General features: G+C 47.8%; 13 protein-coding genes. 3 read left to right on the top strand and 10 right to left on the bottom strand.

From position 1 onward, the window contains the following. Window positions 1-5: 5 nt before the first annotated feature. Together RRV97_RS04290 and RRV97_RS04285 are read left to right on the top strand one after the other, a co-directional pair. Window positions 6-587 carry a superoxide dismutase gene (locus tag RRV97_RS04290; protein ID WP_003683473.1) on the top strand — a complete coding sequence of 194 codons (582 nt, stop codon included), beginning with the start codon at window positions 6-8 and terminating at the stop codon, window positions 585-587. A 225-nt stretch (window positions 588-812) separates the two neighbouring features. Further along, window positions 813-2,354: an OFA family MFS transporter gene (locus RRV97_RS04285; protein ID WP_315612079.1), complete on the top strand. Its 1,542-nt coding sequence runs from the start codon at window positions 813-815 to the stop codon at window positions 2,352-2,354. A gap of 58 nt (window positions 2,355-2,412) precedes the next feature. Here RRV97_RS04285 and RRV97_RS04280 read toward each other — a convergent pair whose 3' ends face one another. The 10 genes from RRV97_RS04280 to cmk all read right to left on the bottom strand — a co-directional run bounded on the left by RRV97_RS04280 (window position 2,413) and on the right by cmk (window position 12,207). Continuing rightward, entirely contained in the window at window positions 2,413-3,258 is an 846-nt protein-coding gene (locus RRV97_RS04280) for a DUF817 domain-containing protein (protein ID WP_036490627.1), read from the bottom strand. Between the two features lie 33 nt (window positions 3,259-3,291). Further along, window positions 3,292-4,557: a flavodoxin-dependent (E)-4-hydroxy-3-methylbut-2-enyl-diphosphate synthase gene (ispG, locus tag RRV97_RS04275; protein ID WP_070837691.1), complete on the bottom strand. Its 1,266-nt coding sequence runs from the start codon at window positions 4,555-4,557 to the stop codon at window positions 3,292-3,294. A 1-nt stretch (window position 4,558) separates the two neighbouring features. Continuing rightward, the gene (locus RRV97_RS04270; RefSeq protein WP_315612078.1) at window positions 4,559-5,440 is read right to left on the bottom strand and encodes a helix-turn-helix domain-containing protein; all 882 of its coding nucleotides are present in this window, start codon (window positions 5,438-5,440) and stop codon (window positions 4,559-4,561) included. Then, window positions 5,441-6,196, bottom strand: coding sequence for a type IV pilus biogenesis/stability protein PilW (pilW, locus tag RRV97_RS04265; RefSeq protein WP_003683469.1), 756 nt, complete (start codon window positions 6,194-6,196; stop codon window positions 5,441-5,443). 8 nt (window positions 6,197-6,204) lie between these two features. Next, a complete protein-coding gene (gene rlmN, locus RRV97_RS04260; protein ID WP_070632906.1) occupies window positions 6,205-7,293 on the bottom strand; it encodes a 23S rRNA (adenine(2503)-C(2))-methyltransferase RlmN in 1,089 nt (362 codons plus the stop codon). A 171-nt stretch (window positions 7,294-7,464) separates the two neighbouring features. Further along, on the bottom strand, window positions 7,465-7,890 hold the full coding sequence (gene ndk, locus RRV97_RS04255; protein ID WP_004519785.1) for a nucleoside-diphosphate kinase: 426 nt from the start codon (window positions 7,888-7,890) through the stop codon (window positions 7,465-7,467). A 94-nt stretch (window positions 7,891-7,984) separates the two neighbouring features. Continuing rightward, window positions 7,985-9,121: a cell division protein ZapE gene (gene zapE, locus RRV97_RS04250; protein ID WP_315612077.1), complete on the bottom strand. Its 1,137-nt coding sequence runs from the start codon at window positions 9,119-9,121 to the stop codon at window positions 7,985-7,987. Between the two features lie 260 nt (window positions 9,122-9,381). Beyond that, the gene (locus tag RRV97_RS04245; RefSeq protein WP_003678992.1) at window positions 9,382-9,696 is read right to left on the bottom strand and encodes an integration host factor subunit beta; all 315 of its coding nucleotides are present in this window, start codon (window positions 9,694-9,696) and stop codon (window positions 9,382-9,384) included. 10 nt (window positions 9,697-9,706) lie between these two features. Further along, window positions 9,707-11,392: a 30S ribosomal protein S1 gene (gene rpsA, locus RRV97_RS04240; RefSeq protein WP_003678994.1), complete on the bottom strand. Its 1,686-nt coding sequence runs from the start codon at window positions 11,390-11,392 to the stop codon at window positions 9,707-9,709. A gap of 155 nt (window positions 11,393-11,547) precedes the next feature. Further along, the gene (gene cmk / locus RRV97_RS04235) at window positions 11,548-12,207 is read right to left on the bottom strand and encodes a (d)CMP kinase (RefSeq protein ID WP_036490635.1); all 660 of its coding nucleotides are present in this window, start codon (window positions 12,205-12,207) and stop codon (window positions 11,548-11,550) included. Window positions 12,208-12,423: 216 nt separating this feature from the next. On the opposite strand from cmk, the gene ruvB reads away from it, so the two are divergent. Further along, window positions 12,424-13,455: a Holliday junction branch migration DNA helicase RuvB gene (ruvB, locus tag RRV97_RS04230; protein WP_188211627.1), complete on the top strand. Its 1,032-nt coding sequence runs from the start codon at window positions 12,424-12,426 to the stop codon at window positions 13,453-13,455. The last annotated feature ends 104 nt before the right edge of the window (window positions 13,456-13,559 follow it).

Below are 13,559 nucleotides of genomic sequence, written 5' to 3'. Positions count from 1 at the left end.
CAAAAATGGAACATAAGCTGCCACAACTGCCTTATGAACTGGACGCATTGTCCCCACATCTGACCAAAGAAACTTTGGAGTTCCACTACGGCAAACACCATCAAACCTACATCACCAATTTGAACAATCAAATCAAAGGCACTGAGTTTGAAGAAATGCCTTTGGAAGAAATCGTGAAAAAATCTTCCGGCGGTATGTTCAACAACGCTGCCCAAACTTGGAACCACACTTTCTACTGGCTGGGCTTTACCCCTAAAGGCCAAGGCAAACCTGCCGGTGAATTGGCTGCGGCCATCGACGCCAAATGGGGCAGCTTCGAGAAATTCCAAGAAGCGTTCAATGCCTGCGCGGCCGGTACTTTCGGTTCCGGTTGGGCATGGTTGGTGAAAACGCCTGCCGGCGAATTGGATTTGGTTTCTACTTCCAATGCAGGTACTCCGCTGACTACTGAAAATACTCCGCTGTTGACTTGCGACGTATGGGAACACGCCTACTACATCGACTACCGCAACAGCCGTCCTAACTACCTGAAAGGTTTTTGGGAAATCGTTAACTGGGATGAAGTTGCCAAACGCTTCGCCGCATAAAACGATATGAATGAAAAGGCCGTCTGAAAGATTTTCAGACGGCCTTTTTGTTGATATTGGATGAGGAAAATGGTTTAGATGAATGTTTTTTCTGTCTGATGCGCAAAATTATCATGGAGCGGATAAAAAGGAAAATGGGAGATTAATGTTACAATATTGTTAACAATTTTTCGATTTCATATGATATGGAATCAGCGTTTGACATACATAAGATAAGAGGATTTTATGAAGTTTTTAGACCGTGAGGCGACCATTGCCAAACCCGGCTTTAATCGTTGGCTGGTACCGCCTGCCGCTTTGGCCGTGCATCTTGCCATCGGGCAGATATACGCTTATTCCGTGTTTAATGCGCCTTTAACCAAGCTTATCGGTATCACTGAGTCGGCTGCCGGAGATTGGAAGCTGACCACGGTGGGTTGGATTTTCAGTATCGCCTTGGCAATGTTGGGCGCGTCTGCGGCCATGTTCGGTACATGGATGGAACGCGTTGGGCCGCGTAAGGCGATGTTTGTTGCCGCCTGCTGTTTTAGTTTGGGCTTTTTTGTGTCGGCAATCGGCGTCCATACGCACAATCTGTTTTTGCTTTATTTGGGCAACGGTGTGATTGGCGGGGTCGGTTTGGGCTTGGGCTATATTGGGCCTGTATCGACACTGATGAAATGGTTTCCCGATAAACCGGGTATGGCGACAGGTTTGGCGATTATGGGCTTTGGTGGCGGCGCGATGTTGGCTTCTCCTTTGTCGGTATCGCTGATGAATTTTTTCTCCAGTGAAACTTCGGTTGGCGTAGCGCAGGCTTTTGTCGTCTTAGGGTTGTTCTATCTGGTGTTGATGATGTTCGGTGCGTTTACCATCCGCATACCTGCCGATGGCTGGAAACCTAAAGGTTATGTTGCGCCGAAAAACAAAAGCAAATTGGTCAGCAGCAATCATGTCAATGTCTCACAAGCCATGAAAACGCCGCAATTCTGGCTCTTGTTTTGGGTGTTGTGCTTGAATGTGACGGCCGGTATTGGTGTGTTGGGACAGGCTTCAGTCATGATTCAGGAGCTGTTTTCCGAGGCATCTGTAGGAAAACAAGCGGCCATTGGTGCGGGCGCGGCGGCAGGTTTTGTGAGCCTGTTGAGCCTGTTTAATATGGGCGGCCGCTTTTTGTGGTCCAGCGTGTCCGATAAAATCGGCCGTAAAAACACTTATACCATTTTCTTCGTGCTCGGCTCGCTGTTGTATTTTGCCATTCCGTCTATTGGCGGGAGCGGTAACAAGGCTTTGTTTGTCATTGGTTTCTGCGTCATTATTTCCATGTATGGCGGCGGTTTTGCAGCGATTCCGGCGTATTTGAAGGATTTGTTCGGCACTTATCAAGTCGGTGCAATCCACGGCAGGATTTTGCTGGCATGGTCAACTGCGGCCGTTATTGGTCCGGTATTGGTCAACTATATCCGCCAAAGCCAAATTGAAAGCGGCGTTCCGGCTGCCGAGGCTTATAGCATTACCATGTACATCATGGCGGGTTTGTTGATTGTCGGTTTGCTGTGTAACTTGAGTGTCCGCTCGGTTCATGAAAAGCATCACGAGAAAGACATTAAAGTAGCGGCCCATAGCCGTAATCCCGATGATGAAACCGCTGTATCCGATGCCTATCTGATTAGCAAAAAAGTCTCAGCGGGCGGTATCGGCGTATGGTGGCGCTGGGCTTTGGTCTGCATTCCTTTGGGTTACGGCGTCATTATGGTGTTTGTGAAAGCCTTAAGTTTGTTTAATTGATTGTTGAAAATGAAAGGCCGTCTGAAAGTTTCAGACGGCCTTTTTAAATGTTAAATAACTAATCTTTTGATACGCTGATGGTATGCTTGATATGTTTTAAATTCGCAACGATGGTAAAAGTCATCATCACCAGTAAAGCCCATGAGCTCCATTTGCTGATGTGTACCGATGCCCACGCGCCGATTTGGTTGGGATAGCGCCAAACGCCGAATAAAGTTCCTAAATTTTCCGCCAGCCAAATGAAAAATCCAATCAGGACGAAAGCGAGCAGGAGCGGCATTTTGCGAGTGGTGTCATAGGGCGTGTACAAGACTGTCGTCCGGGCGTATAGGCCGAGGGCAAAGGCTGCGAGATACCAGCGATAGTCGCCAATGTAGTGATGGGTGAAAAAATTGATATAAATCGCCAGCGCGCACAAAGTGCCCAACCAATATGGCGGATGGCTTTTGATTTTGAGGTCAAACAGCCGCCATGCTTGGATAATATAGCTGCCGACCGCAGCATACATAAAGCCCGCAAACAGCGGTACGCCGCCGATTTTGGTATATGCTTCTTCCGGATAGCTCCAGGATTGGATACCGCCTGATGTCTTGAACCACTCTAAAGCAAAGCCGACCAAGTGAAACAGCGTAATCGATTTTACTTCGTCCCAAGTTTCTAGCTTGAAATACAGCATGGCTGCTTGTACGGAGACGGCAAAAATCAGCAGCAGGTCATAGCGCGAAATTCCCAGCCAACCTGTTTTCGGAATAAGAAACATAGCAATGAAAAACAAGCCTGCAAATAAGCAGGCTCGTGCTTCTTTCAAACCGAAAAACCAAAATTCAACGATAAAGCGTCGCCAACCATGCAAATCCTTGCGTTTGGGATGCTCAGTCAGCCAAGTATCCAGTTTGCCCAACATATTTTCAGACGGCCTCTTTAGCTTGATAATGTTTTAGGCAGACTGAATTGGAATGACACGGTTTTGCTTACGTTTTGCGCCACCTTCACAATAGTTGGTTTTGACATAATCTTCAACGATTTGCAAAAACTCGGCAGCGATATTGTCGCCTTTGAGGGTCACTTTGCGTTCGCCGTCTACATAAACCGGCGCAACCGGAGTTTCGCCTGTACCTGGCAGGCTGATACCAATATCGGCAAGCTTGCTTTCGCCCGGGCCATTGACTACGCAACCCATTACGGCAACGTTCAATGATTCAACGCCTGGATACTCAGTGCGCCAAACAGTCATTTTTTGACGTAAATAGTTTTGTACGTCTTGCGCCAATTCTTGGAATACGGTACTGGTGGTACGACCGCAGCCCGGGCAGGCTGTAACCATTGGTGTGAAGGAACGCAAGCCCATGGTTTGCAGGATTTCCTGACCGACAATGACCTCCTGAGTGCGCGAACTGCCGGGCTCGGGGGTTAGGGAGATTCGAATGGTGTCGCCGATGCCTTCTTGCAGCAATACAGCCAAGGCAGCGGTAGATGCCACAATACCTTTGCTGCCCATGCCGGCCTCGGTCAGACCGAGATGGAGCGGATAGCGGCAACGGCTGCCCAATTCGCGGTAAACCTGAATCAAGTCTTGTACGGCGCTGACCTTGCACGACAAAATGATTTTATCTTCAGGCAAGCCCAAAGCCACGGCTTTTTCTGCCGACTCCAGCGCCGAAACAATCAAAGCTTCTTTCATGATTTCTTCAGGCGGCTTCGGTGTGGCAGAGGCCAAGTTGGCATCCATCATGCGCTTGGCAAGGCTTTGATCAAGCGAACCCCAGTTCACACCGATGCGTACGGCTTTATTGTTTTCTGCCGCCGTACGAATCATAAAGGCAAATTTCTCATCACCTTTTGCGCCTTTGCCGACATTGCCCGGGTTGATGCGGTATTTAGACAGGGCTTTGCCGCACTCGGGAAATTCAGCCAATAAGCGTTCGCCATTGAAATGGAAGTCGCCGATCAGGGGCGTGGTGTAACCCATATCGTCTAAGCGGCTGCGGATTTCGGCGACTTTGGAAGCCGCTTCCGGAGTATTGACCGTGATGCGTACCATTTCCGAGCCGGCATCGCTCAACTCTTTGACCTGTCGGGCGGTTGCTTCTGCATCTGCGGTGTCGGTATTGGTCATAGATTGCACAACAACGGGCGCATCCGAACCGACGATGAGATGATCAATTTGTACTTGATGTGTCAGACGGCGTTTAGGTGTGGTCATTTTAGTTTTTTCCTGCAACAAAAGAGGCGGATTTTTCACCGGCAACACGGTGTTTTAAAGGTTCGATTGGCGTGCCGCCGTAATTGGCTTCCGAACCGGCTGCAATACCGATCCAAACATTATAAGGCGCGCCTCCTCTCAGACGATGTTCGCTTCCGGCTGGAACGATGCGGCTGAATACTACTTTTCCATCTTTGTCTGCAATAATCAGATTGCTTCGGTATTGGACTTTAATCCACAGTTCGTCTTTTTCGACTTTGACGGCAGGTTTTTCTTCTACAACGTCAGAAGCTGCTGAAGCTGCTTGTTCATTGGCTGCTTCAGGCTTATTGGTAATTTCTTTTTTACCGTCTTCGGTCATTTCGCTAACGGCAACATTATCCGTTTTCAAAGCAGGCGTTTTCATCGTATCGGCAACATCTTTGCTGTTTTGAATATTTGCCTGTTCGTTTTCATAGCTGGATTTACTTTGCCAAAAGTAAACACCGCCTATTGCTAAAGCCAATGCGGCTGCACCCAATATCCATTTAGGGAAACCCTGTTTTTCAGCATCTTCGTAGCTTAAGCCGCTGTTGGTGCTGCGTGTTACTGCATATACATGGTCTTCAAGTTGCGGAGTAATCAAGTGCAAATGTTTGGTGATGGTTTGTTCATCGATTTTGAGGAATCGTGCATATGAACGAAGATAGCCTGAGATGAAGACAAGGCCCGGAAAATTTGAATATTCCCCTTTTTCCAAGGCATCAATTTGTTCGGCAGACAGTTTTAAACGTGAAGCAACATCTTCAATATCGATTTTGGCATCAGTTCTGTGTTTGCGTAATTCATCCCCCAGTGTTTTGGCGGCTTGTGTGTCGTAGTTGATTTTATCGTTATTTTCCATTTAGTGGCCTGTTGTAACAGTTTGTAGTTCGTCTGAATAAGGGAAGTTTGCCCTAAGTTGGGCTTCGTATTCGTATGCGGCGTGTTTATTGCCCAAGGCAGTGGCCAAGCGCCAGCCTAAAAGCAAATCGTCAGCCTGCAGGACATCGACTTTGCTTTGGTATTGACGGAAATAATAGTCGGCATCGTTCAGATTGCCTGCCATCATTTTGGTTCGGGCAAGCTCTTTGAAAGCAGGGAAGAATTGTGGATTGGCTGCCAAAGACCTTTCCAAATAGGCTTGAGCCAAAGAGTATTGGCCTAACCTTGCGCTGCAAATGCCTTTATTCATATTGGCAATAAAGGGGCTCGGGTAGGTCGGATCGGCCAGTGCTTTATCAAAATAAGCCATGGATTCGGCAGGTGCATTCATTTGATTGCATAAGAACCAACCGTAATTGTTGTTAACTTCCGCACTATCCGGTTTTAAAGACAATGCTTTAAGAAAGCTTTCCTGAGCTTTATCACGGACCTTCAGATATTGATATATTTCAGCGCGTACCAGCCAAGCAATATCGTTTTTTGAATTGAATTTAAGCGCCTCTTCGATACTTTCAGTAGCTTGGCGGTAGTTTTGGCCGCGCATATATTCCACGGCAAGCTGGGTTTTGATATTGGAAACTTGAATGGCACGTTCTTTAGGGCTTGGTCCGGAAGAGGATGCGCAGGCAGAAAGAGTCAGTGCGGTAAGTAAAGCGAATCCGAACTTGATTTTCATAATTAACCTTATTGTTCGACCAAAATTTGTTGCCATTTTTGTTGGCGGCGTGTTTTATCTTGTACTTGTCCGGCCAATTGTCCGCAAGCGGCATCAATATCGTCGCCGCGGGTTTTGCGGACAGTAACGACAAAGCCGGCTTGTTGCAGAATGTCGCGGAAGACACGGATATTTTCATTGGTAGAACGTTCGTAGCCGGAATTCGGGAAAGGGTTGAACGGAATCAGATTGAATTTGCACGGTACGTCTTTAACCAATTCAATCAATTCGCGCGCGTGTTGAGCCTTGTCGTTGATGCCGTCGAGCATAACGTATTCAAAGGTAATAAAGTCGCGGGGGGCTTTGACCAGATAACGTTGACAGGCTGCCATCAATTCTTTCAACGGATATTTCTTATTCAGCGGAACGATTTGATCGCGCACTTCGTCGTTGGAGGCGTGTAAAGATACAGCTAAAGCAACAGGCATAGCGTCGCGCAGCCTGTCCATTTGCGGGACCATGCCCGAAGTGGAAACGGTCACGCGGCGGCGGCTCAAGCCATAGCCGTGATCATCCAGCATAATGCTCAAAGCGGTAACAACATTATCAAAGTTTGCCATGGGTTCGCCCATACCCATCATCACCACGTTGGAGATAACGCGTTCATTTTTAGGGGTAACACCCATGGCTTTATTGGCCCACCAAAGCTGGCCGATAATTTCTGCGGCAGTCAGGTTGCGGTTGAAACCTTGTCGTCCAGTAGAACAGAAGGTGCATTCCAATGCGCAACCTACTTGGGAAGAGATGCACAAAGTACCGCGTTCGGCTTCGGGAATGAAGACGGTTTCTACACCGTTGCCCGTGCCGACATCCAGCAACCATTTGCGTGTGCCATCCGTAGATTCTTGTGCCATCATTAATTTAGGCACTTCGATTGTGGCTTGTTTATTCAGCTTGGCGCGCAATGATTTGGCCAAGTCAGTCATTTCTTCAAAGTTTTGTGCACCGGCTTGATGCATCCAACGCATGACTTGCTTGGCGCGGAAAGGTTTTTCACCCATTTCGGCAAAGTGTTGCGTCAGTCCGTTTAAATCGTAATTCAGTAGATTGGTTTTCATGTATTTTTATGTTTCTCAATAAAGCTTTTAAAGTAAAGAGGCTTATCGGTCAGCTTTGCTTTAAAAGCCTTTAGGGGGTTTCAGACGGCCTGTCATTTGCAGGGCATACAAAGCAGTTTTGCCGTCCGATATGGAATCGGACGGCCGTAAAGTGGCTATAGGCTTTTACTCTTAGCGTGGGCAGATTTCGCTTTGGCTGAAGAAGTAAGCAATTTCAATTGCAGCATTTTCAACGCTATCAGAACCATGTACGGCATTGACACTGACAGATTCTGCAAAGTCGGCACGGATTGTGCCAGGAGCTGCATCGGCTGGATTGGTTGCGCCCATCAATTCGCGATTTTTGGCAACGGCGTTTTCACCTTCCAATACTTGAATCATGACAGGATTGCGAGTCATGAATTTAACCAAGTCTTCATAAAAAGGGCGATCTTTGTGTACGGCATAAAACTCTTTTGCTTCACGCTCAGAGAGATGTTTCATTTTTGCAGCAATAATGCGCAAGCCGTTTTCTTCAAAGCGGCTGTAAATCTTGCCGATGACGTTTTTTTCTACTGCATCGGGTTTGATGATGGAAATCGTACGTTCGATGGCCATGTTATGTCCTTGTTTTTATTGATAGGTAAGTTGTCGTAGCCAAGAGGCGAGGGAAGTGTATTCTACCAAATTTCGCCCCTTTTTGGGAAAGGCATTATTTGCTTAAAGTCAGGTGCGGTTGCTCCAAATAGACTTCAGACTGCATTTCGACCATACGGCTGGCTGTACGGGTAAATTCTTCGGCAAAATCGCCTTCAACATAAATATCGTTTACGCCAACGGCACTGGTGGCGCACAATTTCACGCGGAAGTCATATAAAACGTCAATCAACCATGTCAGACGGCGTGCTTCTGCTTTTTCTTGAGGGGTCAGGCGTTCCAATCCTGATAGAAAAACCATCTCGTAATGTTCGGCCAAATACAGATAGTCTGCTTGTGAGCGCGGGCCGAAACACAATGCACGGAAATCAAACCAGATGGCGCGTTCCGACTGGGCTTTATGAGGAATTTCCCGTCCATGAATAATGCTGATTCCCGGATTCAATTCAGAGATTCCGCTCATTTCTTTAAATAAAGTAGCCAGTTTTTGCTCGTTTTCTTCGTTATTGGGTACAAAGAAAATTTCGGCAGGACGTAGTGTGCGCAATCGGTAATCTTCTCCGCCATCCACATTTAAAACGGTTAGGTTAGATTCGATAAGGGCGATGGTTGGCAGAAAGCTGCTGCGGTTTTGGCCTTGTGGATAGAGTTCGGATGGAGCGTAGTTGGAAGTAGCCACCAAAACAACACCTTCGCTCAGCAGGTTTTCCAACAAACGGCCTAAAATCATCGCATCGGCAATGTCGCTGACGTGAAATTCATCAAAGCATAATACGCGTGTTTCTTTGGCAATTTCTGCTGCAACGGCTTTTAAAGGATTTGCTTCGCTCTTTAAAGCTTTCAGCCGTTGATGAATTTCGGCCATAAAGGCATGGAAATGCACGCGGCGCTTACGGCGATAAGGGAGGCAGCCAAAAAAAGCGTCCATCAGGAAACTTTTACCGCGTCCTACGCCGCCATAAAAATAGAGTCCTTTAGGCACTTGAGGGGAACGCAGGCTGCGGCCGAGAAAACGGTTGCGTTTGCGTTTGAACATCATCAGCTCGGTCCATAAGCGATCCAAATATTCAATGGCTCGTGCTTGTGCTTCGTCACGGATGAAGTTGGGTTGTTCGGCGGCGGCCTGATACCAAGTCAATGGGCTGTGGTTTTCAAATGGCGGTGGCGTAAATAGTTGGTCTCTATTGCTCATGTATAACCTTTATTATGTTTTGCTGGCGATAGTCGAAACATCATCCGCAATAATTTGGACGGTAGTCGGAATGATGTTCTCATTATGGAATAGTCGGTCTATTATAAATGATTTCAGACGGCCTGCGTTTTTTGCAAAGGCTTTGTTGTCAATATAGTTGGAAAAGTGTGCGATTAAAGTGCAAGTAAAAAGGGCTGGCTTTAGTATTTTTTGAAAAAACAAAAAAACGCCGCATTTCTGCGGCGTTTTGCTACTAAGTATTAATGAGCACTTTCTTGCAATGCTAAGTCTACACGCTCACGCAACTCTTTACCCGGTTTGAAGTGGGGAACATGTTTTTCAGGCACTTCCACACGTTCACCGGTTTTAGGGTTGCGCCCGATACGGGCAGGGCGGTGGTTCAAGTCGAAGCTGCCGAAGCCGCGGATTTCGATACGTTGTCCACGAGCCAGTGAGCGGGTCATGGTGTCAACCAAGACTTTTACACTGTATTCGACATCTTTAGCCAGCAGTTGGTTGCCATTTTTTTCGGCAAACACTTCTGCGAGGCGAACCATCAATTCAGACTTCGTCATGTCTGCAACCTTATTCTTGGTCGCCGGACAGTTTGGCTTTCAGCAAGTCGCCCAGGCTGGTAGTACCGGCATTGGCAGTTGCAGCGGCGTTAACTGAATTCAGCGCTTCGCGGTTTTCTTTAGCGTCTTTCGCTTTAACAGACAGACGGATGCTGCGGTTTTTGCGGTCAACGGTAACGATAACGGCTTCAACTTCGTCGCCTTCTTTCAGTTTGGTAGTCAGGTCTTCAACGCGGTCAGCGGCAAATTCAGAAGCAGGCAGGTAGCCTTCAACTTCTTCAGACAGAGCAACTACGGCACCTTTGGCGTCAACAGATTTCACAGAACCTTTAACCAAAGAACCTTTGTCGTTTACGCTGATGAAGTTGCCGAACGGATCACCTTCCAGTTGTTTGATACCCAAAGAGATACGTTCTTTTTCAACGTCGATGGCCAATACAACGGCTTCAACTTCTTCGCCTTTTTTGTATTTGCGTACAGCTTCTTCGCCGGCTTCAGTCCAAGACAGGTCAGACAGGTGAACCAGACCGTCGATACCGCCAGGCAGGCCTACGAATACGCCGAAGTCGGTGATGGATTTAACTGCGCCGGAGATTTTGTCGCCTTTGTTGTGGTTGGCGGCAAACTCTTCCCAAGGGTTAGCTTGGCATTGTTTCATACCCAAAGAGATACGGCGGCGGTCTTCGTCGATTTCCAGGATCATGACTTCAACTTCGTCACCCAGTTGAACAACTTTGCTTGGGTGTACGTTTTTGTTGGTCCAATCCATTTCGGAAACGTGTACCAAACCTTCGATGCCTTGTTCGATTTCAACGAATGCACCGTAGTCGGTCAGGTTGGATACTTTACCGAACAGGCGGGTACCTTGTGGGTAACGACGGGTCAGGCCGCTCCAAGGATCTTCGCCCAGTTGTTTCATACCCAGAGAAACGCGTTGTTTGTCTTGGTCAAATTTCAGGACTTTAGCTTCTACTTCTTGACCAACTTCCAAAACTTCGCTTGGGTGTTTCACACGGCGCCATGCCAAGTCGGTGATGTGCAACAGACCGTCGATGCCGCCCAAGTCAACGAATGCACCGTAATCGGTGATGTTTTTAACGATACCTTTGATAACTGAACCTTCTTGCAGGTTTTCCAGCAAGGCTTTGCGTTCTTCGCCCAAAGTAGCTTCCAGAACAGCGCGGCGGGACACAACAACGTTGTTGCGTTTTTTGTCCAGTTTGATCACTTTGAATTCAATTTCTTTGCCTTCGAAGTGAGAAGTGTCTTTTACAGGACGTACGTCAACCAAAGAACCCGGCAGGAATGCGCGGATGCTGTTGATCATAACAGTCAGGCCGCCTTTGACTTTGCCATTGATAACGCCGGACAGGATGTCGCCGTTTTCCATAGCTTCTTCCAAAGCGATCCAGTCGGCAGCGCGTTTGGCTTTTTCGCGGGACAGTTTGGTTTCGCCGAAGCCGTTTTCAACAGATTCGATGGTAACGGTAACGAAATCGCCAACTTTAACTTCAATCTCGCCCTGAGCGTTTTTGAATTCAGCAACATCAATCAGAGATTCTGATTTCAGACCTGCGTTAACGGTAACGAAGTTTTGATCGATGCCGACTACTTCGGCAGTAATCACTTCACCTGGGTTCATCTCTTGCAGGGTAAAGCTTTCTTCCAGCAGCTGGGCAAAATTTTCCATAGTCATATATACTCTTTTCGGTACACCGCCAAGGGGTGCGGGTTAGGTTTGAAATGACCTGCCGTCCTTGGCGCGGCAGGTTGGGAAATGTTTTCAGACGGCCTTGTTATTAGGGTCAACAGGCCGTCTGAAATGAAAACTTCGCGATTATACTCCAAATTTTAAACTTTATGATACCAATCAAGCACTTTTTTTACAGCTTCTTCGATAGAAAGGTTGTCAGTATCTAAAAGCAGGGCGTCGGGCAGCTGTTTCAACGGAGCAACAGGGCGACGGCGGTCTGCTTCGTCGCGCGCTTCAATGTCCGATAAAATACGCTCGAATGCAACGCCTTCGCATGGGATACCGAGTTGCTTGGCACGACGTTGGGCTCGGACATTGGCACTTGCAGTCAGGAAGATTTTTAATGCGGCATCAGGGAAAATAACCGAGCCGATATCGCGGCCGTCGGCGACCAAACCTTTTTCGGTCAGGAAATCGCGTTGGCGCTGCAAAAGGGCGGTACGCACTTTAGGCAACTGCGCGACGGCAGATGCGCCCATGCCGATGGCTTCGGTACGGATTTGTTCGGATACATCTTCGCCGTTTAATAACACGACGCTGCCTTCAAATTGTGCGGGCAAGGTTTCTGCCAGTGTGCTGACGGCGTCTTCATCTGTCCAGGCAACATTTTGTTTTTGTGCGTAAAGCGCGGTCAGGCGGTAAAGCGCACCGGAATCGAGGTAAAGAAAACCCAAGGCTTCGGCTACGCGTGAGGCAACCGTCCCTTTGCCGGATGCGCTGGGGCCGTCGATGGCAATGACTTTTTGCTTGAGGCTCATGTGTTCTCCTGAATGCGATAGGTATTTGAATTAACCGTTTATTATACGTTGCTTTGGCCGTCTGAAAACGAAAATTTTTGTGTGATTTAAATTTGAAGGAAAAGTGGTTCGGCCTTATCGGGTATAATGGCCAAAATCATAATTTAACCGCTTTATCTGATTGTTCGGGCCGTCTGAAACAACGGGTCGGGAATAATCTTAGAATTTAGAAACATTATGTTACAAACCGATAATCTTACTTCTGCACAACCTCAGCGCATTATCACTGCTCAAAATATTTCCGCTCAGGAAGAATTGCTTGAACGCGCTTTACGTCCGAAAACTTTAGACGACTATATCGGGCAGGATAAGGCCAAAGAGCAGCTGGCTATTTTTATTCAGGCGGCGAAAAAACGTGGAGAGGCGCTTGACCACACTTTGTTGTTTGGCCCTCCGGGTTTGGGTAAAACTACTTTGGCGCATATTATCGCCAAAGAGTTGGGCGTTAATTTGCGCCAAACCAGCGGCCCGGTTTTGGAACGCGCCGGCGACCTTGCTGCTTTATTGACCAACCTCGAGCCGCATGATGTGCTGTTTATCGATGAAATTCACCGTTTAAGCCCTGTGGTTGAAGAAATCCTTTACCCTGCGCTTGAGGATTATCAGTTGGACATCATGATAGGCGAAGGGCCGGCCGCGCGTTCGGTCAAAATCGATTTGCCGCCGTTTACATTGGTGGGGGCGACGACCCGTGCCGGTATGTTGACCAATCCGTTGCGCGACCGTTTCGGTATCGTATCCCGATTGGAGTTTTATCAGAATAAAGATTTGGCGACTATTGTTGCCCGTTCTGCTCAACTATTGCAGTTGGAAATGGGTGAAGAGGGTGCGATGGAAGTGGCCAAGCGCAGCCGCGGTACGCCGCGTATTGCCAACCGCCTTTTGCGACGAGTGCGCGATTACGCTGATGTGAAAAACAACGGCGTGATTGATGCGGAAATTGCCGATGCTGCCTTGAGTATGCTGGATGTGGATGGGCAAGGTTTGGATGTGATGGACAGGAAATTCCTTGAGGCAATTCTGCACAAATTCAGTGGCGGCCCTGTCGGTTTGGAAAACGTGGCTGCTGCGATTGGCGAATCGACCGATACCATCGAAGATGTGATTGAACCATATCTGATTCAGCAGGGCTTTTTGCAGCGTACACCGCGCGGACGCGTGGCAACCGAAAGAGCTTATCTGCATTTCGGTTTAAAGATCCAAGAATAATAATGAAGGCCGTCTGAAAACTGCTTTCAGACGGCCTGATACTTTCAATTTCATATGATTGTCGGCAAATATCTGCCGATAATCGGTTAAAATGTCCCCCTTTC

It is taken from the genome of Neisseria sp. DTU_2021_1001991_1_SI_NGA_ILE_055, assembly GCF_032342915.1.
Classification (GTDB): Bacteria; Pseudomonadota; Gammaproteobacteria; order Burkholderiales; family Neisseriaceae; genus Neisseria.
The sequence above is the reverse complement of the archived record's forward strand: the minus strand, read 5'-3'. Positions and strand labels throughout refer to the sequence as shown.